General features: G+C 67.2%; 16 protein-coding genes and 1 pseudogene. 9 read left to right on the top strand and 8 right to left on the bottom strand.

Annotation, left to right across the window (positions count from 1 at the left end; all coding sequences use genetic code 11):
- The first annotated feature begins 163 nt into the window (after positions 1-163).
- Positions 164-943, top strand: a complete 780-nt coding sequence (locus tag A5733_RS13500) for a L,D-transpeptidase family protein (protein ID WP_067768849.1) — start codon at positions 164-166, stop codon at positions 941-943.
- Here the strand turns inward: A5733_RS13500 and A5733_RS13495 are convergent.
- The 3 genes from A5733_RS13495 to A5733_RS13485 are packed head-to-tail and all read right to left on the bottom strand — an operon-like array spanning position 924 to position 3,120.
- Positions 924-1,580, bottom strand: coding sequence for a sterol desaturase family protein (locus A5733_RS13495; RefSeq protein ID WP_076240472.1), 657 nt, complete (start codon positions 1,578-1,580; stop codon positions 924-926). The genes A5733_RS13500 and A5733_RS13495 overlap by 20 nt on opposite strands.
- Positions 1,577-2,299, bottom strand: coding sequence for a FadR/GntR family transcriptional regulator (locus A5733_RS13490; protein ID WP_076240471.1), 723 nt, complete (start codon positions 2,297-2,299; stop codon positions 1,577-1,579). The genes A5733_RS13495 and A5733_RS13490 overlap by 4 nt, the downstream gene beginning before the upstream one ends.
- A gap of 32 nt (positions 2,300-2,331) precedes the next feature.
- Positions 2,332-3,120 (bottom strand): helix-turn-helix domain-containing protein, encoded by a 789-nt coding sequence (locus A5733_RS13485; protein WP_076240470.1) that lies wholly within the window; start codon positions 3,118-3,120, stop codon positions 2,332-2,334.
- Between the two features lie 109 nt (positions 3,121-3,229).
- Between A5733_RS13485 and A5733_RS13480 the strand changes: the two genes are divergently transcribed.
- Positions 3,230-3,535, top strand: a complete 306-nt coding sequence (locus tag A5733_RS13480; protein ID WP_067768791.1) for a hypothetical protein — start codon at positions 3,230-3,232, stop codon at positions 3,533-3,535.
- Here the strand turns inward: A5733_RS13480 and A5733_RS13475 are convergent.
- Complete coding sequence (locus A5733_RS13475) at positions 3,514-4,755, bottom strand: cytochrome P450 (RefSeq protein WP_076240469.1); 1,242 nt, start codon at positions 4,753-4,755, stop codon at positions 3,514-3,516. The two genes, A5733_RS13480 and A5733_RS13475, sit on opposite strands and share 22 nt — an antisense overlap.
- A 221-nt stretch (positions 4,756-4,976) precedes the next feature.
- On the opposite strand from A5733_RS13475, the gene A5733_RS13470 reads away from it, so the two are divergent.
- On the top strand, positions 4,977-5,522 hold the full coding sequence (locus tag A5733_RS13470; protein ID WP_076240468.1) for a hypothetical protein: 546 nt from the start codon (positions 4,977-4,979) through the stop codon (positions 5,520-5,522).
- Between the two features lie 8 nt (positions 5,523-5,530).
- Here the strand turns inward: A5733_RS13470 and A5733_RS13465 are convergent, their stop codons facing one another.
- The 3 genes from A5733_RS13465 to A5733_RS13455 all read right to left on the bottom strand — a co-directional run bounded on the left by A5733_RS13465 (position 5,531) and on the right by A5733_RS13455 (position 9,592).
- The gene (locus A5733_RS13465; RefSeq protein ID WP_076240467.1) at positions 5,531-7,780 is read right to left on the bottom strand and encodes a molybdopterin-dependent oxidoreductase; all 2,250 of its coding nucleotides are present in this window, start codon (positions 7,778-7,780) and stop codon (positions 5,531-5,533) included.
- A complete protein-coding gene (locus A5733_RS13460) occupies positions 7,777-8,328 on the bottom strand; it encodes a TetR/AcrR family transcriptional regulator (RefSeq protein WP_076240466.1) in 552 nt (183 codons plus the stop codon). The genes A5733_RS13465 and A5733_RS13460 overlap by 4 nt, the downstream gene beginning before the upstream one ends.
- Positions 8,329-8,461: 133 nt before the next feature.
- Positions 8,462-9,592 carry a nitronate monooxygenase gene (locus tag A5733_RS13455; RefSeq protein WP_076240465.1) on the bottom strand — a complete coding sequence of 377 codons (1,131 nt, stop codon included), beginning with the start codon at positions 9,590-9,592 and terminating at the stop codon, positions 8,462-8,464.
- A 189-nt stretch (positions 9,593-9,781) separates the two neighbouring features.
- Here A5733_RS13455 and A5733_RS13450 point away from each other — a divergent pair.
- Positions 9,782-10,533, top strand: a pseudogene (locus A5733_RS13450) (HAD family hydrolase).
- On the opposite strand, the gene A5733_RS13445 reads toward A5733_RS13450, so the two are convergent.
- Positions 10,530-11,606, bottom strand: a complete 1,077-nt coding sequence (locus A5733_RS13445; RefSeq protein ID WP_067768805.1) for a diacylglycerol kinase — start codon at positions 11,604-11,606, stop codon at positions 10,530-10,532. The pseudogene A5733_RS13450 and the gene A5733_RS13445 sit on opposite strands and share 4 nt — an antisense overlap.
- Before the next feature lie 127 nt (positions 11,607-11,733).
- Here A5733_RS13445 and A5733_RS13440 point away from each other — a divergent pair, with 127 nt between their 5' ends.
- From A5733_RS13440 to A5733_RS13420, 5 genes are all read left to right on the top strand, one after another.
- On the top strand, positions 11,734-12,471 hold the full coding sequence (locus A5733_RS13440; RefSeq protein WP_067768808.1) for a glucose 1-dehydrogenase: 738 nt from the start codon (positions 11,734-11,736) through the stop codon (positions 12,469-12,471).
- Between the two features lie 135 nt (positions 12,472-12,606).
- Positions 12,607-15,393 (top strand): glycoside hydrolase, encoded by a 2,787-nt coding sequence (locus tag A5733_RS13435; RefSeq protein WP_369830936.1) that lies wholly within the window; start codon positions 12,607-12,609, stop codon positions 15,391-15,393.
- Between the two features lie 9 nt (positions 15,394-15,402).
- Positions 15,403-15,627 carry a hypothetical protein gene (locus A5733_RS13430; protein ID WP_067768810.1) on the top strand — a complete coding sequence of 75 codons (225 nt, stop codon included), beginning with the start codon at positions 15,403-15,405 and terminating at the stop codon, positions 15,625-15,627.
- A gap of 74 nt (positions 15,628-15,701) precedes the next feature.
- Positions 15,702-16,922, top strand: coding sequence for an enhanced intracellular survival protein Eis (locus A5733_RS13425; RefSeq protein ID WP_255376487.1), 1,221 nt, complete (start codon positions 15,702-15,704; stop codon positions 16,920-16,922).
- Positions 16,923-16,957: 35 nt separating this feature from the next.
- A complete protein-coding gene (locus A5733_RS13420) occupies positions 16,958-18,226 on the top strand; it encodes a competence/damage-inducible protein A (RefSeq protein WP_076240506.1) in 1,269 nt (422 codons plus the stop codon).
- Positions 18,227-18,307 lie beyond the last annotated feature (81 nt).

The raw sequence follows: 18,307 nt of genomic DNA, 5'->3' as shown, positions 1-18,307 counted from the left end.
CTGGGCGCCCGTCAACCCCTGCCGAAGCGCACGGTGAAACGTTCTGACCTGATGCGTCGATGAATTCACCATGGGCAACTCCTCGCGCTACCACGAACCCCGGGCGGCCGCCGCCACGCTGCGCCTCAAGGGGACAGTCTCGGAGAGCACCTACACTGGTGTAATGCGTAGCGCCCCATCGTCGTCATTCGGAACCGTTCGAGCGTCGGTACTGAAAGTGTTTGCGGCGATCGGTGTCGCCACCCTCGCTGCGGCGAGCACGGTCACCGTCGCAACGGCCGCGGTCAGCACGCCCGAACCCGGGGCCACGATCGAGCCGGCCGCCGGGTCGGTGGTCGGGGTCGCGATGCCGCTGACGGTGACCTTCGATGCCCCGGTCACCGACCGCGCCGCTGCGCAGAGCAGCCTGCGGATCAGTTCGCCCCAAACTCCGACGGGCACCTTCACCTGGCTCAGTGACGATGTGATGCAGTGGCAGCCCGACCAGTACTGGCCCGCGCATTCGACGATCTCGGTGTCCGCGGGCGGCGCCAAGACCAGCTTCGAGACCGGATCGCAGGTGCTCGGCGTGGCTGACATCGACGCGCACACGTTCACGGTGAGTATCGATGGTGAAGTGGTCCGGACGATGCCGGCCTCGATGGGCAAGCCGAAGCATCCGACGCCGATCGGATCCTTCACCGCGTTGTCCAAAGAGCCTGTCGTGGTGATGGATTCACGCACGATCGGCATTCCGCTGAGTGATCCCGAGGGCTACAAGCTCACCGTCTACGACGCGGTCCGGGTGACCTGGGGCGGCGTCTATGTACACGGTGCGCCGTGGTCGGTCGGCTCACAGGGGTATGCCAACGTCAGCCATGGCTGCATCAACCTCAGCCCGGACAACGCCGACTGGTACTTCAACAACGTGCACCTGGGCGACCCTATCGTCGTGCAGGCGTAGCCCCGTGCAGGTTCCTGGCCGTCGGTGAGGTGGGCACTGTCGCCGGATCGGGGTGGGTTCCAAGCGCCCGGTCAGCGGTTCCGGCGGTGGTCACCGTGAACCAGTAGTGCTCGTTTTTGTAATGGTGCTGCCGGTGATTGCGCCAAACTGCGCGGTACAACGCGGATTTCGGCGTGTAATCGCTGTGGATCAGATAGTGGCACCATTCGTAACACACGCCGAGTACGGTCAAGACCGACAGGAACGTCAGGCCGAGGCCCGGACGTGGGAACGCCAGTAGGGCGAGCGCTGTCGCGACCGGCAGGATCCACAGCAACGCCTGCCACGGAATGAAGATGAGGCCGATGTCGCGCGGGTTGACGTGGTGTCGGCGGTGGTCGCGGGCCAACAGCGGGTCAATGGTCACCCCGGCGAATGTGCGTGGCCGCCAATGCAGGATCGCCACGTGGACGGTCCATTCGAAGAACGGGAACAGCGCCAACATCGCCACCGGCACCAGCGCGTCGGAAATCTGCCAATCGCCCACGGCGCAGCGCGCGCCGACGCTGGTGACCAATGCGGTGCCGATCATCCAGGGGGAGGGGTGCCTGATGAATTCCCGGGCCGCGTCACCGAGCGTGAAGACGTTGCGCGTCATCGGTTTTCCTCCAACGCGTCGAGGGCAGTCAGGAGCGCATCGGTAGCCGGCTGCAAGAGGTCCGCGGCGGCATCCCGAGCCGCCGCCGGGTCCGCTGCCGCGATGGCCTCGACAACCCGCCGGTATGCCTCGGCATGACCGACCTCGGCTGCCATCATGGTGGCCAGGGCAGGCAGCGCCGGCTCGTAAGTTTGGCGAAGAGTGTTGTACATCAAGCGGAATGCGATTGAATCCGCTCCGTCGACCACCTGATCCCAGAATGCCAGCGCATGGCGTTGTTGTTCGACGGTGTCCGGCTCGGCCGCCAGGGCGTCGACCGTCGCGCCGAGCGCGGCCACCAGTTCGTGGCCGGCGCGGCGGGCAGCCAACTCGGCGACCTTGGGGCCGTTGTGCAATCGGGTTTCCAAGATGCTGCGCACCACACTGACGTCGAGCTCACCCGCACGCAACAACAGTCGGGGCAACAGGTCGAGGCCGGCGTGCTTGCGGAAGTCGCGCACCGTGGTGGCGTCACCTTGCCGGACCTCGACCAAACCGGCTTCGGTCAGCCGTTTGATGGCCTCGCGCACCGCAGGCCGGGAGACACCCAGCACCTCGGCCAGCCGACGTTCGCTGGGCAGCGGCTCACCTGGTTGCATCTGTCCGCTGAGCACCTCGGTGACGATCTGTTCGAAAACGTCCTCCGGTACCGAGCGACGGCTCACCGGTTGTAGCGCCATGAGGCCATGCTGCCACCGCTATTGGTAAGAGGTCAAGTGGTAAGACCAGTGCGCACGGCGGCGGCGGTCGTCTCGTCGGCGGGCAGGAACGCCTCGATGCTCAGTTCGGCGGCGGTCAGGTCCAGTGCGGTGCCGAAGGTCGTGACGGTGCTGAGAAAGGTCAGCGCGGTGCCATCCGGTCCCGTCAGTTCCAACGGCACGACCACCCCGCCGAGATCGCGGACCGGTTCCATGCCGCCCGGGTAGGCCTCGACCTCGGCGAGAAGTTCGGCCAGTTCGGCCGATCCGCTCACGGTGACTTCCCGTCGCAGCCGGCTGATCAGGTGATGCCGCCACTCGGCCAGGTTCCGGATCCGTGGGGCCATCCCCTCGGGATGCAGGGAGATGCGCAGTGCATTGGGCCGGGACAGCAGATGAGGTGCGACGCCGTCGAGCATGAGCGCAGCGCCCTCGTTGGCCTGCAACAGATTCCACGTGCGGTCGATCACGACGCACGGAAACGGATCGTAGGCCCGCAGGACCTGTGCGACACCGTCGCGCACCGCGCTCATCTCGGGATCCTCCAGCGTTCGCTCCGCGTAGACCGGCGCCAGCCCGGCTGCCAGCAGCAGCTGGTTCTGTTCTCGCAGCGGAACGTCGAGGGCGTCGGCGAGTCGCAGCACCATCGCCCGGCTCGGCACCGCTCGTCCGGTCTCGATGAAGCTGAGATGCCGGGCCGAGACGTCGGCCTCGATGGCCAGGTCCAGCTGGCTGATGCGACGCCGCAACCGCCACGAGCGCATCAGTGAGCCGATCGGAGTTCGCGTTTCCGTGCTCGTCACCCCCTGAGTCTCGCCCACGTCCGGTGCGCGCACCACTACCTGAGAGGTAATTGCCGCGGTTACTCCCGAGCGTCACCGTGGAGGAGTCCGGCGACAAGAGGAGGACACGATGCGGGACAGATCTGCCTCGCCCCAACGGATTCCGGGTTGGCTGCATTTCGTCCTGGCCGCCGACCGGGCCGGTTCGGCGGCTTACGTGGGGGCCGGTTTCTTCTTCGCGCCGGTGCTGGCGATGGTGTCACCGTGGCCGGTACTGACAACCGCGCTCTGGATCGCGATCGCGGCCGCCGGTCTGTGGCTCGGTGTGCTCGGCATCGCCATGGCCACCGGCCTGTCGATGGTGCTGCGGTCGAACACCGAGATTCCGGAGGACTATTGGCGTTCGATCATCGACTACCCGGACGCCGGCCGGTAGTCCACGTGCCAGTGTTTGATCCCGTTGAGCCAGCCCGACCGCAGCCGTTCCGGCGCCGCCAGTGGCGCCAGGTCGGGCATTCCGTCGGCGATGGCGTTGAAGATGAGATCGATCGTCATCCTGGCCAAGTTCGCCCCGATGCAGTAGTGGGCACCGGTGCCGCCAAAGCCCACGTGCGGGTTCGGGTCTCGCAGGATATTGAACGAGTAGGGCTGTTCGAAAACGTCCTCGTCGAAGTTCGCCGAGCGGTAGAACATCACCACCCGTTGCCCCTTCTTGATGGGCACGCCGGCCAACTCGGTGTCGCGGAGTGCGGTGCGCTGAAATGACGTCACCGGCGTGGCCCACCGCACGATCTCGTCGGCGGTCGTGGCCGGGCGGTCGCGTTTGAACAGCTCCCACTGATCGGTGTGGTCGGCGAACGCCATCATCCCCTGGGTGATCGAATTGCGGGTGGTCTCGTTGCCCGCCACGGCGAGCAGGATGACGAAGAAGCCGAACTCGTCGTCGGAGAGTTTGTGGCCTTCCACGTCGGCTTGCAGCAGCGTGGAGACCAGATCGTCGCCGGGATTCTTGGCCCGCTCGGCCGCCATCTGCATCCCGTACATGATCAACTCGACCGAGGCGCTGACCGCGTCGTTGGAGGCGAACTCAGGATCCTGGTCGCCCACCATCTGGTTGGACCAGTCGAAGAGTTTCTTGCGGTCCTCCTGCGGCACGCCCATCAGACCCGCAATCGCCTGCAGGGGCAGCTCGCAGGACACCTGCTCGACGAAATCGCCCGAGCCTTCGGCCGCCGCTGTCTGCACGATCGTGCGTGCCCGTTCGGCGAGGTCGGCGCGGAGGCGTTCGACGGCGCGCGGGGTGAATGCCCGCGAGATGATCTTGCGCAGGTGCGTGTGGTGGGGCGCGTCCATGTTGAGCAGCACGAACTTGCCCTGGTCGATGTGCTGTTGCGCGCTGCCGTCGCGATAGCGCGGCAGCGCGGTCTTCTCCTGGCTGGAGAACACGTCGCTGCGCAAAGAGACTTCTTTGACGTCCTTGTGTTTGGTGACGACCCAGAATCCGCCGTCGTCGAAACCTCCCCGGCCCAGCGGCTGCTCGTTCCACCAGATCGGTGCGAGCCGCCGCATCTCGGCGAGTTCTTCGACCGGCAGTCGTTCGGCATAGATGTCGGGATCGGTGAAGTCGAATCCGGGCGGGAGGTTCAAGGTCGGCATGGCGTGCGCGCTCCTCGCAACGACGTGGGATCGATGACGTGGTGTAGTGGCCTAAGCCATTGCTACACCACAGGTGGGCCGCCTCGGAGCCGGTTCCGAGAAACTCTCACACGTTGGTATTGGAACGTGTTCTGATTCGCGCGCTGTAACGGTTGGACGAGCGCCGCGATGCACTCAGCGTTACCATCTGTCCCCGGAGCAACAGAGGAGGCCGAGCGAAGATGCGTGTCGATATCCGAAGGGTCGTGTTCGCCTTGACGTGCAGTGTGTCGGGGCCGGCCATTGCGCTGTCGGTGATCGCGTCCGCAGCCGCTGACCCGGGCACCCCGCCGGCACCTCCCGCGCCGGCTCCGGCGCCGACGGCGCCGGGTGCAGCCGCTGCGGTCGCCGCAGATCAGCCGGCCCCGGCACCCGAGGGCGTCCCGCACCTCGCCAGCCCGGAGGCGCTGCCGCCCGGATCGACGATGGACCCCACCGGCCAGGGAACTGAAACTCCCAACTTGAGCTACCTCAAGGATCTGTGGCATGCCGTGCAGAACCAAGAGATCAGCGGCAAGGAAGCGCTGATCCTCGGTCTGGCCCAACGCGGGATGAACACCCCGGTCCCGAACCAGATCCAGGGCCCGAACGTGCCGCTCTCGCCGGGCGCGCCGCCCGCCGCCGGGGCGCCCGCAGCACCTGCCCCCGGGGCGCCCGCAGTGCCTGCTCCCGCGGTCCAAGCAGCACCCGCCCCGGCTCCGGCCGCGGCTCCGGCGCCGGCGCCCTGACGTGCCGGTCAGGACGGAACGCTCGGTACCGCAATCCGCTCGACCCTGGCCGGGACGTGCTTGTGCCAGGGGGTGCCCGCGTACTCGTCGCGCCACTGCGTCGAGGTGAGTTCGTTGGGCGCCACCCCGGGCACCACCGTGCGGCCTGCACTGTCGGTGTGGTCGAGCCCGAAACCGTTGGGCAGTGAGATGTGCCCCGGCATCATCGCCGCGCTGATCTCCACGGTGGCCCGAGCGCTTCCGGCCGCCGTGGTGATCTCGGCCAGATCGCCGTCGTCGAGACCGAGCTCGGTGGCGTCTTCGATGCTGATCCGCAACGCGCCGTTGGTGTCGCGTTTGCGCCAACCGGGATCGCGGAAGATGTCGTTGGCGGTGTAGGCCCGCCGCTCGCCGGCCGAGAGCACCATCGGAAACTCGGGGCTGGTCAGGGCCGCGCGCTCGGCGCGTAGCGCCCGGATCTCGGCGAGCATCTCGGGAATCTCCACGGCGATCTTGTGGTCGGGATGATCGATCAACCCGAAATCGTCGGAGTACTCGTGGACGGTGAACGTGATCCCCGACGGGCCGGCCAGAATCGCTTCGAACAGCGCGTTACCGTCGGCATGCCCGGCCCGGCGGACCGCGTCGGGGTAGGTCATCGCCGCTTTCTGCGCCAGACCCCACAGTGCGGCGGCCCCGGCCAGTCCGTCCGGCAGGGCGGCCCCCAACGTTTCATAGAGCACATGCGGCAGCACCCGGCCCAAAGTCGGATTCGCCGCCACGGCGGTGAAAAACTGCGCGCTGAACGCCGACAACCCGGCTCGAGCCGCCTGGCGGAGCGGCCGCAGTTCACCCTCGTCGACGACGCCGAGGGCACGTACCAGCCGCGCCCAGATCTCCGGTTCGGGCAGGGTGCCCGGCAGCGGTTCGAACAGCCGATGTCTCAGGTGGAAGGTGTTGTGCGGGAACTCCAGGTTGAAGAACGTCGCCTCGACCTTCTCGAACTGGCTGGCGGCCGGCAGCACGTAGTGGGCCAGTCGCGCCGTCTCGGTCATCGCCACGTCGATCACGACGAGCAGTTCGAGCTCGGCCAGCGCGGCCCGGACCGCGCGCGAATCGGCCACCGAATGCGCCGGGTTGCTGCTCTCCACGATCATCGCCCGGAACCGGTCGGGGTGGTCGGTCAGGATCTCCTGGGGCACGACGTTGCTCGGCATGAGCCCGGCGATGACGGGGGCGCCGGTCACCGGGCTGCGTCCCACACCCGACTTGCTGAACAACGGCGCGAAGGTCGAATGCAGGTGCTGCCCACCGGGTTTGGCGAAGTTGCCGGTGAGGATCCACAGCAGCTTGTTCAGGTAGGAGCACAGCGTGGAGTTCGGCGCCTGCTGGACGCCGAGATCCTCGAACACCGAGACACTCGAGGCACCGGCGATCCGGCGCGCCGCCGCGCGAAGCAATGCCTCGTCGACCCCGCAGCGGCGGGCGTACTCGACGATGTCCACCTCGGCCAGTTCGGCCTTGACCGCCTCGACACCCCGGACGTGCTCGGCGAGAAACGTTTCGTCACAGATGTTTTCCTGCACCAGCACGGCCGCCAGCGCGGCCAGGCACCACGCGTCGGTCCCGGGCCGTGCCCGCAGGTGGAAATCGGCCATTTTCGCGGTGTCGGTGACCACCGGGTCGATCACGATCATCGACCGGGCCGGGTCGTTGGCGATCTCGTTGAGGACCACGCGGGCCCGCGGGAAGCTCTGTGACATCCACGGGTTCTTGCCGACGAAGACCGAGACCTCGGCGTGCTCGAATTCGCCGCGGGTGTGTCCGCCGTAGAGTTGGGCGTCCACCCACGCCTCGCCGGTCTTTTCCTGTGCCAATGCGTTCGAGCGGTACCGGGACCCAAGGGATTTCAGGAACGAGCTGCTGTAGGCGCCGCCGAGGTGATTGCCCTGGCCGCCTCCGCCGTAGTAGAAGATCTTGTCGCCGCCATGGGTGTCGGCAATCCCGCGGAACCCCTCGGCGATCTCGGTGACCGCGGTGTCCCAGTCGATTTCCTCGTAGCTGCCGTCGGGGCGGCGCCGCATCGGGGTGGTCAGCCGGTTGGCGTTGTTCTGGTAATGATCCAGCCGCAGCGCCTTGTTGCACGTGTACCCGCGGGATGCCGGATGCTCTTTGTCGCCGCGGATCTTGACCAACCGCCGGTCCTCGACGTCGACCACGATGCCGCAGTTGCACTCACACAGAATGCAGGCGGTGTGCTGCCAGCCGTCGACGGTCACGATGCGCTCCCGTCGGCGACGAGGGCACGAAGCTGGGCGTGGACGAGGTCCAGCGGTGTGACGTCGCGGGTGGCGCGGGCCACGACGATCGCCCCTTCGACAGCCGTGATGATCAGCATGGCCAGCTCCTCGGCACGCTTCTCGTCGGCTCCGTCGGCGCGCAGCCGATCGGCGATCAGCCCCGTCCACCGGGTGAACGCGGCTCCGGCCCGGTCGAGCGCCGGGTCCCCGGCCTCGACCGAGACCGCGACGACCGGGCAACCGGCCCGGAAATCGGTGTCCAACAGCTGCTTACGGAATCCGGTCACCATGCCGTCGAGCAAAATTGCGGAACTGCCGGCCCGGGAGAGCCGCGCGGCGACGTGATCGGCGGCGTAGTCGATCGCCTCGCACATCAGTTGGGTGCGCCCGCCGGGGAAGTAGTGATAGGCCGAGCCGCGGGGCGCGCCGCTGTGGGCCAGCACATCGGCGATCGCGGTCGGGTGCGCTCCGCGTTCACGGATCAGTAGGGCGGCCGAAGCCACCATGCGTTCGCGGGGGCCAGTCATCTCGAAACCCTTTCGCCGGAATTATGTATGTAACCCTACATAATCCGGACGGCGGCGGTCCAGACCCTGTGGAAAACGACGAATGGCTGCGAATCGAGAGATTCGCAGCCATTCGGTCCGACGTGGGATCCGGTTACACGCCGGCGGCCTCGTTCAGGGCGTTGAGGGTGCCGGTCGCCTCCAGGTACTCCTGCACCCAGCGTTCGATCACCGCGGAGGTCTTCTCGACCTTCGTGAACTGGCCGACCACCTGGCCCACCGGGTTGAACGCGACGTCGACGCTCTCGTTGGGGTACTTGTGCGTCGCGGCCACGGCCATGCCGGAGACCATGTACTGCAACGGCATACCGAGCGGCTTCGGGTTGTCCGGGTTTTCCCAGGCCTCGGTCCAGTCGTTGCGCAGCATGCGGGCCGGCTTGCCGGTGAACGAGCGGCTGCGCACGGTGTCCTTGCTGGTGGCCTTGGCGTAGGCGGCGTGCTGCTGCTCGGTGTGCTCGCTCTCCTCGACCATCACCCACTGCGATCCGGTCCAGGCGCCCTGGGCGCCGAGCGCGAGCGCCGCCGCGATCTGCTGACCGCTGCCGATACCGCCGGCGGCCAGCACCGGAACCGGGGCCACTTCCTTGACCACCTGGGGCCACAGCACGATCGAGCCGATCTCACCGCTGTGCCCGCCGGCCTCGCCACCCTGGGCGATGATGATGTCGACGCCGGCGTCGGCGTGTTTGCGGGCCTGCGACGGCGAACCGCACAGCGCCGCGACCTTGCGGCCCTCGGCGTGGATGCGGTCGATCATGTCTTTCGGCGGGGTGCCCAGCGCGTTGGCGATCAGCGTCATCTTGGGGTGCTTCAGCGCGATCTCGACCTGGGGCGTCGCGGTGGCCTCGGTCCAGCCGAGCAGCTGCAGCGCGTCGTCGTCACTGTGGTCGACGGGCACGCCGTGGTCGGCGAGGATCTTCTTGGCGAAATCCAGGTGTTCCTGGGGCACCAGGGACTGCAGCATGCCCTTGAGATCGTCGGCGGACATGTTGGCGTCCATGCCCTCGTACTTGTTGGGGATCACGATGTCCACGCCGTAGGGGTGGTCGCCGATGTGCTCGTCGATCCAGTTGAGCTCGATCTCGAGCTGTTCGGGGCTGAACCCGACGGCGCCGAGCACGCCGAAGCCACCGGCCTTGCTGACGGCGACCACGACATCGCGACAGTGGGTGAACGCGAAGATCGGGACGTCGATCCCGAGCTCGTCGCAGAGTGCGGTGTGCATCTGAGCTCCTTGTAGTGACGATGTGGTTTGGGAGTCCTCGACCGATCTGGCCCGGACAGAAATGAAACGTGTTCTAGTTTAGTACGACTGTGAGGCCATTCGGGGCCCGACCCGGCAGATTCGTGTCAGTTCGGCGACGAATGCCACTCCGACTGGCCGGGTGTCGTACCTGCTTGGTGTACTAGCTGCATGGGCCGCACCTTGTCGCCACCCGAATCACTCGAGGAGATCGGGTTCGGTCCGGGCGGGGCGCAGGTCGGCGTGTTCTTCGACCTCGACGGCACCCTGGTGGACGGCTTCACCGCAACCGCGCACGCCGGTCACCGCATCCGACGCCGGCAGGCGGCTTTCGGTGAGATCGCCGGGATCATCGAGGCCTCGGTGCGCTACCGGATCGGCCGGATGCCATTCGAGCGGCTGCTGGTGCGCGCGGCCGGGTATCTACGCGGCGAATCCCTGGTCGAGCTCGACGCGTTGGGGGAGTACCTGTTCGAGAACCGGATCGCCCAGCGCGTTTATCCGCACATGCGCGACGTGGTGCGTCGACACCAGGAGCGCGGCCACACCGTCGTGATGAGCTCCTCGGCGTTGACCATCCACGCCGAGCCGGTGGCACGTCACCTGGGGATCGACCACGTGCTGTGCAACCACTTCCAGACGGACAGTCAGGGTCGGCTGACCGGCGACATCGTGGAGCCGATCATCTGGGGTCCGCGCAAAGCCACTGCGGTGCAAGACTTTTGCCGCACCAGGCAGATCGAGCTGACCGGCAGCTACTTCTATGCCGACGGTGACGAGGATGGCGCGCTGATGCGGCTCGTCGGTCATCCCCGGCCGGTGAACCCGCGGCCGCGGCCGCCGATCACGGCTGGCCGGTGCTGACGCTGCCCAGGCCCAGTGGTCGTCGCCGTGGCGACGGCAGGTTGCGGCCGGGCGCCTAATCGCGTCGGTACAGTCCCTTGCCGGTGCCCAGCGGGAGGTCCAGCGTGGTTCGGATGCCGGCGGGGGCGGCCACCACATCGGGGATGGCGTTGACGATCCGGCCGGCCGCGGCCAGGATCGCCGCGTAATTGTGGTCGCCGCGGCTGCTGGTCGGACAGATGTCCACGACGTAGGACGGCTCGCCGCTGATCTCGACCCGGTAGGAGCCACCCGGCTGGGCCGGCTGGGCCCAATCCGGGCGCAGGTCTTCCCGCACCCGGGTGATGTGCTCGACGACGATCAACGGTTTGCCGTCGACCATGCCGTTGATCTCGAACCGCATCGCGGCCACCGTGCCCTCGGCGATGACGCCGGTGGCCACCTCGATGTCCTCTGGCGCGGGCTCCAGTTCGTAGCTCTCGGTGATCTCCTCGACCTCGACGCCCAAGCCGGCCGCCAGCATCTTGATCGCGGTGCCCCAGGCGGCGCTGAGGATGCCGGGGTAGAAGAGCATGCCCGGGCGGTCCATCGGATTGCCGAAGCCCATCACGACCGACATCACCTCGGCGCCGTCGTAGGTGGCGTAGTCGGCGATCTCCATGGTCTTGATCTGGTCGATGCGCTGGCAGGTGCTGGCGATGGCGAACGGCACCAGGTCGGTGGCGAATCCGGGATCGACCCCGGTGATGTACACACTCGAATTACCGCTTCGCGCAGCATCTTCCACGCGGTCGATGGCCTTCTGCGGCATGGCGCCCCACGGGAATTGCAGACCGCCGGGAGCCGATCCCACCACGTTGATCCCGGCGGACAGTGCCGCCATCACGTCGCGGGTTGCCTCGATGGGTCGGGTGTCGCCCATCGCGCAGTACACCAGGCAGTCCGGCTTGGCTGCCAACACGTCCTCCATGCCCCGGGTCGCGATGACTCCGGTGGTCACGCCCAGACCGGCCAGTTCGCCGGCGTCGGTGCCGACCTTGTCGTCGTTGGACACGCCGACGGCCACCAACTCGAACCGGGGATCCTCGATGAGTTGGATCAGCGCCAGCGCGCCGCAGTTTCCGGTGCCGAACAATCCGACGCGGATGGCCATTGTGCTCCTTGCGAAATCTTGTTAGCGACGACATACCGACGAGATATGACGACGTGAGTATGCGGCCTGGACGGCGAAATTGGAACATGTTCTATTTTTGCGTTCCGTTGCGGTAGCCTCACCCGTCATGGGACGGGTAGACGGAAAAGTTGCATTGATCAGCGGCGGTGCGCGGGGGATGGGCGCCGAGCATGCGCGTGCCCTGGTCGCCGAAGGCGCCAAGGTGGTGATCGGCGACATCCTCGATGACGAGGGGGCAAAGCTGGCCGCCGAACTCGGGGATTCGGTGCGCTACGTGCACCTCGACGTCACGCAGGAAGACCAGTGGAACGCCGCGGTGGACACCGCCGTCTCGGAGTTCGGTCTGCTCAACGTGTTGGTGAACAATGCCGGCATCGTCGCGCTCGGTCAGATCGGCAAGTTCGATATGGCCCAGTGGCAGAAGGTCATCGACGTCAACCTGACCGGCACCTTCCTGGGCATGCAGGCTTGCGTCAAGGCGATGAAGGCGGCCGGCGGTGGGTCGATCATCAACGTCTCATCCATCGAGGGTCTGCGCGGTGCGGCGATGGTGCATCCGTATGTCGCGTCGAAGTGGGCCGTGCGCGGCCTGACCAAGTCCGCTGCGCTCGAGCTCGGTTCCAAGCAGATCCGGGTCAACTCGATACATCCCGGCTTCATCCGAACCCCGATGACCGAGCACTTCCCCGAGGACATGCTGAGCATCCCGCTGGGTCGCCCCGGGCAACCCGACGAGGTGTCCACCTTCGTGGTGTTCCTGGCCAGCGACGAGTCGCGGTACGCCACGGGTGCCGAGTTCGTCATGGACGGCGGCATCGTCAACGACGTTCCGCACAAGCTCTAGAAGGTGCACCGCCCGCGCGAGGCGGTTCCGGTCACGGCAGAATGACCCCGGCACGGCATCGATTCGGTACCCGATGCCGCACCGGTCTATGAGGAGCTGCCCATTTCCGCCCGGAACCGTCGCGCCGGCCTGACCTTGGCGGGTCTGGCGGGCCTTCTTCTCGTCGCACTGCTGGTCGGCTCGCTGTGCGCCGCCGATTTCCCGCCGTTCGCCAAGCCGGAGCCGCCGTCGGGGCGCATCGAGATCGCACAGGGCTGGCAGCTCGCGTCGGCGCGCACCGTGCGCGCCGACGGCGCGACGTTGTCCTCGCCCGGCGAGGTCGACGGTGACTGGCACGAGGTCAAACGCATGCCGTCGACCGTGCTGGCGGCACTGCAGGATGACGGCACCTATCCGGACCTGTACGTCGGCGACAACCTAGCCGAGGTACCCGACGACCTGTTCCGCCAGGACTGGTGGTACCGCACGACTTTCAGCGCCCCGGCAGGCAGCTCCAGCTATCGGCTCGATTTTCCCGGGATCAACTACCGCGCCGAGGTGTGGCTCAACGGAAAGTTGATCGCCGGCAACTCGCTCGTCGTCGGCATGCACACGATCCACGAGATCGACGCGACCCCGTGGATCAACCCCGGCGGGGCCAACACGCTGGCCGTCAGGGTGACCCCCGAACAGTCGTTGCAGGACATCGACGGCGTCGAGTTGGCCGACAGCTGGTGGGACTGGATCAACTGGAACCGCATCGGCTATCAGGGTCCGGACAAGAACCCGCTGCGCGGCAATTCCTATGTGGCCGACCGCAATGCGGGCATCTTCAAACCCGTCTACCTCAGTTACTCGGGCCAGGTTGTGCTCAGCGATCCGCTGGTCACCACCGAGCTGCCGTTGCCGGCCACCGACTCCGCCCGCCTGACCGTCTATTCCGACCTCCGCAACACTGCCGACGTGCCGATGCGAGGTGTGGTGCGGGCCCGGATCAGCCGGCCGGGAAAACCGACCATCTCGGTGGATCAGGCGGTCAACCTGGCGCCGGGGGAGAAGCGGGAAATCCGGTTCGACCCGGACACTTTCGACGCATTGCGGGTGAACGACCCCGATCTGTGGTGGCCCTACACCATGGGCAGTCCCGACCTGTACGACCTACGGCTGGAGTTCCTGCGGTACGGCAGGCCCACCGACACACTGGATTCGCGGTTCGGTATCCGCACCGTGGCGCAGCATCGCGACAACGACGAGCAGTTCCCCGACCTGGGGCGTGGCGGCAACTTCTACCTGACCGTCAACGGCCGCGACTTCCTGGTCCGGGGCGCGGCATACACGCCCGACCTGTTGTTCCAGTACGACCCGCCGCGGGAGGACGCCATCCTCGGCTACGTCCGCGACCTGGGACTCAACATGCTGCGTCTGGAGGGAAAGTTCCCCGGCGACAACATCATCGAGCGGGCCGACGAACTCGGCATCCCGCTGATGTACGGGTGGATGTGCTGCAACCAGTGGGAGAAGTGGTGGCAGTGGGACGATGAGGATCGCCGGGTCGCCGACGAGAGCATGCGCAGCCAGATCCTATCGCTGCGCGGACACGCCTCGGCCTTCTTGTGGGCCAACGGCAGTGACGGCAAGCCGCCGGAGCCGGTGCTCGCCGGCTACCACGGCATCCTGCGCGACCTGCACTGGCCCAACACCGTCGTCGACACCGTGTCGTCACTGGCCCGCGGCGCCGACGGCGAACCCGATTGGGACGGCATCCACATGGCCGGCCCGTATACCTGGCGTCCGCCGAGCTACTGGTTCAGCGGCCGTTATCAGGCCACCCGGGGTTCCAACGCCGAACAGGGCGACAACGAGCACATCCCGCCGTTCGCCAGCCTGCAGAAGTTCATCCCGCCCGACAAGCTCTGGCCGATCAACGAGGCCTGGTACTTCCACGCCGGGGCCAACCCGAGCAACGCCGCGCTGGAGAGTATCCGCACCGCGGTGGTCCAACGGTACGGATCCTCGCGCAGCGCAGAGGAATTCGCCCGCAAGGCGCAATTGGCGCACTACGAGTCGACCCGGGCGCAGTTCGAGGCGTTCGCCGCCGGCGGGTGGGACAACCACAAGATGACCATCTACTGGATGCTCAACAGTCACTGGCCGTCGTTTTTCGGTCATATCTTCGACTACTACCTGCGGCCGGGCGGCGCGTATTACGGGGCCAAGAAGGGCTTGCGTCCGCTGTCGGTGGTGTTCGACGCCTACGCCACCGGCGACCACGACACCGCCAACGTGACCGTGGTGAACCAGTCACCTCAGGACCGGACAGGCCTGCGGGTGCGGGTACGCACCTACGACCTGACCGGACGGGTTCGCGACGACCGCACCGCCGCGATGCCGGCCGTGCCGTCGAACGGCGCCGTGCCCGCCGTGGTGCTGCCGCGGCCGGCCCCCGATTCACCTGTGGTCTTCGTTCGCTGTGAGCTGCTCGACGAGACCGGTGCGGTCGTCGCCGACAACACCTACTGGCAGTCGCAGCAGCTCGACGACGTCGGCCCACCGGTCAACGATCAGGCGTTCGATCTGGTGCAGAGCAGCTGGGCCGACCTGACCGCACTCAACACCATGGCCCGGGCCCGGCTGGAGGTGTCCGCGCAGCGCGACGAGAGCGCCGGCTCCGGACCCGACGCGAACGCCGGCGTGCGGATCCGCCTGCACAATCCCGGGCGCCAGATCGCGTTCTTCGAGCGAGCCGAGATCACCACGACCCATGACGGGGACGAGATCCTGCCGATCGAATATTCCGACAACTACGTCACGGTCTATCCGGGGGAGACGGTCGAGCTGACCGGCCGGGTGAGCGGATCGGCGCCCGCGGCGAACTGGGTACGGGTCAGCGGTTACAACAGTGCACCCACGGTGGTTCCGATCGACCAGCGGGTGCGGCGATAGGATCGGCGCATGACCACAACCGATGAGCGCCATGAGGTCGGCCGGCTCGCCGAGAGCACCGGATGGCTGCACCGAGACGTCGACCGGGTCGATGTCTACCAGCGCGGTGCGAACCGGATCAGGGTGGTGTGGCAGGGCTCGGACGCGATCAGCGGTGCCACGCTGTACCAGGACGACATCATGACCACCTACACCCGCGAGGTGGCCACGCTGAACAGCTGGCTCAAGCGCTGACACGTCGCGCGGCCATCCCGCCACGGGGAAAATCAGTCGCGCCCCCGGATCACGGTGTGGCACTGTCGGGTTCTGTGCCTGACGATCATCTGACCCTGCACAGCGTCACCGACGCCGACTGGCCGGCCATGGCTCTGCTCGGCAACACCGCGTTCGGCGAAAACGCCCATCCGGAGTCGATGGCGGTCTGGCGGCAGATGGTGGCCGCCGAGGGCGCCGTGGTGATGCGCGCCGCCGGCCCCGACGGGCACCGGCCCGCCGATATCGTCGGGCAGTCGATTTACCTCGATCTGGAGCTCACCGTCCCCGGAGGGGCGGTGGTGCCGACGGCAGGTCTGAGCTACGTGGCAGTCGCCCCCACCCATCGCCGCCGCGGAATCCTGCGCGCGATGTACACCGAGTTGCACCAGCGGATCGCCGATGCCCGGTACCCGATTGCCGCGCTCACCGCCAGCGAGGGCGGGATCTACGGCCGGTTCGGCTACGGTCCGGCCACCACCGTCCACCAGATGTCGATCGATCGCCGGTTCGCCGAGTTCCGCGCCGGCGTACCCGACCCGGGCGGGGTGCGGCTGGTCAACCCTGCCGAGCAGCGGGACTCACTCGCCGAGATCTACGACCGCTGGCGGCAGCAGACGCCGGGCGGGCTGGTGTGCCCGATGCCGTTGTGGGACGACGTCCTCGCCGACCGGGAGAACACCCGCGACGGCGGGTCGGAACTGTTCGCATTCCTGCATCGGGACGGCTATGCGCTCTACCGGGTACACGGCGGGGAGACCCGGTCGATCCGGGTCCGCGAAGTGACCGCGGTGACGCCTGATGCCTACATCGCCCTGTGGCGGGCGCTGCTGGGCATGGACCTCATGGAGACGGTCTCGGTCTGGACGCATCCGGGCGACGTGCTGCCCTATCTGCTGACCAATCCGAGGCTGGTTCGGGTGACCTCGAGCAGTGACGATCTGTGGATCCGCATCATGGACATCGCGGCGGCACTCGAGGTTCGCCGGTATCAGGCCGATCTCGATGTCGTGCTGGCGGTCACCGACGGTTTCCGCGGTGACGGTGGACGATTCGCGCTTGAGATCCGCGGCGGCCGGGCCCGGTGTACGCCCGTCGACGCTGCCGCGGACATCGAAATCGACCTCGACGTGCTCGGCAGCCTCTATCTCGGCAGCCATCGCCCGGAAGCGTTCGCTGCCGCAAACCGGTTGCGCTGCAACGATCCACAACTGGTGCGACGGCTCGGCGCCGCCTTCGCGAGCGAGGTTCCGGCCGAATTGGGCTACAGCTTCTGAGCCACTCGGTGAGCGCGCTGCGTAAGGTTCACGGGGTGAGCGCACGCGCAGGCATCGTCGTAACCGGGACAGAAGTACTCACGGGCCGGGTTCAGGACCGCAACGGGCCGTGGTTGGCCGATCGGCTGCTCGAGCTCGGGGTGGAACTCGCACACATCACCATCTGCGGAGACCGCCCCGGTGACATCGCCGCGCAACTGCAGTTCCTGGCCTCGGAGGGCGTGGACCTAATCGTGACGAGCGGCGGGCTGGGCCCGACCGCCGACGATCTCACCGTGGCGACGGTCGCCGAGTTCTGCGGCCGCGAGCTGGTGCTCGACGAGGCGCTGGAGCAACGGATCGCCGCAATCCTGCGCAAGCTGATGGGCGAGCGTCCGGGTGTGGATTTCGACGCGGTCCGCGCCGCCAACCGCAAGCAGGCGCTGGTGCCGCTCGGTGCCGAGGTACTCGAACCGGTCGGCACGGCCCCCGGTGTGGTCGTGGCGGGCCCGCCGACCGTGGTGGTGCTGCCCGGGCCGCCGCGTGAACTGCAGCCCATGTGGCACACCGCTCTCGCGACCGATGCTGTGCAACAGGCAATTTCGGGTCGAACCAGCTACACCCAGGAAATGGTGCGGATGTTCGGCCTGGCCGAATCCGGTTTGGCCGAGACCTTGCGTGACGCGGAATCGACGATCCTGGATTTCGATGCGCTGGAGATCACGACGTGCCTGCGCCGCGGTGAACTGGAGATCGTCACCCGCTACGAGCCCCGTGCCGCCGGCACCTATCAGGACCTGCTGGCGCTGCTGCGCGACCGTCACGGCGCCGCGCTGTACTCCGAGGACGGGTCGACGGTCGACGAGCAGGTCGCCGCCCTGCTGGCCGGACATCGCATCGCCACGGCGGAGTCCTGCACTGCCGGCCTGCTGGCGGCCCGGCTGGCCGACATGCCAGGGTGCTCGGATTACTTCGTCGGCGGCGTCGTCGCCTATGCGAACGAGGCGAAAGCCGAAATGCTGAACGTGGATCCGGGTCTGATCACCGAGTACGGCGCGGTGTCCGAACCGGTGGTCGAGTCGATGGTGACCGGCGCCTTGCACCATTTCGGTGCCGATACCGCGGTGGCCATCAGTGGTGTTGCCGGGCCGGGCGGCGGTGGCCCGGATAAGCCGGTGGGCACCGTGTGTTTCTCTGTTCGGGCCGGATCGACGTCGATCACGCGCACGATCCGGCTCCCGGGCAATCGTTCCGACATCCGCGAGCGGGCCACCACCGTGGCGATGCACCTGTTGCGCCGGGCCCTCACCGGCGGTGGCGACTAGTTCGTGCCTGGAGTTGCCGGTGGCAAGGTGGCTCTCCGTGGGCTGCAACACTATTCACATTGATTAGGCATGCTCTAGGCA

It is taken from the genome of Mycobacterium sp. NS-7484 (assembly GCF_001953975.1).
Lineage (GTDB): Bacteria > Actinomycetota > Actinomycetes > Mycobacteriales > Mycobacteriaceae > Mycobacterium.
This window is presented reverse-complemented; position numbering and strand designations above follow the sequence as displayed.

Coding starts and splice junctions, on each gene's coding strand:
- A5733_RS13500 (WP_067768849.1), top strand. CDS start 164: ATGCGTAGCGCCCCATCGTCGTCATTCGGAACCGTTCGAGCGTCGGTA.
- A5733_RS13495 (WP_076240472.1), bottom strand. CDS start 1,580: ATGACGCGCAACGTCTTCACGCTCGGTGACGCGGCCCGGGAATTCATC.
- A5733_RS13490 (WP_076240471.1), bottom strand. CDS start 2,299: ATGGCGCTACAACCGGTGAGCCGTCGCTCGGTACCGGAGGACGTTTTC.
- A5733_RS13480 (WP_067768791.1), top strand. CDS start 3,230: ATGCGGGACAGATCTGCCTCGCCCCAACGGATTCCGGGTTGGCTGCAT.
- A5733_RS13475 (WP_076240469.1), bottom strand. CDS start 4,755: ATGCCGACCTTGAACCTCCCGCCCGGATTCGACTTCACCGATCCCGAC.
- A5733_RS13470 (WP_076240468.1), top strand. CDS start 4,977: ATGCGTGTCGATATCCGAAGGGTCGTGTTCGCCTTGACGTGCAGTGTG.
- A5733_RS13460 (WP_076240466.1), bottom strand. CDS start 8,328: ATGACTGGCCCCCGCGAACGCATGGTGGCTTCGGCCGCCCTACTGATC.
- A5733_RS13455 (WP_076240465.1), bottom strand. CDS start 9,592: ATGCACACCGCACTCTGCGACGAGCTCGGGATCGACGTCCCGATCTTC.
- A5733_RS13445 (WP_067768805.1), bottom strand. CDS start 11,606: ATGGCCATCCGCGTCGGATTGTTCGGCACCGGAAACTGCGGCGCGCTG.
- A5733_RS13440 (WP_067768808.1), top strand. CDS start 11,734: ATGGGACGGGTAGACGGAAAAGTTGCATTGATCAGCGGCGGTGCGCGG.
- A5733_RS13430 (WP_067768810.1), top strand. CDS start 15,403: ATGACCACAACCGATGAGCGCCATGAGGTCGGCCGGCTCGCCGAGAGC.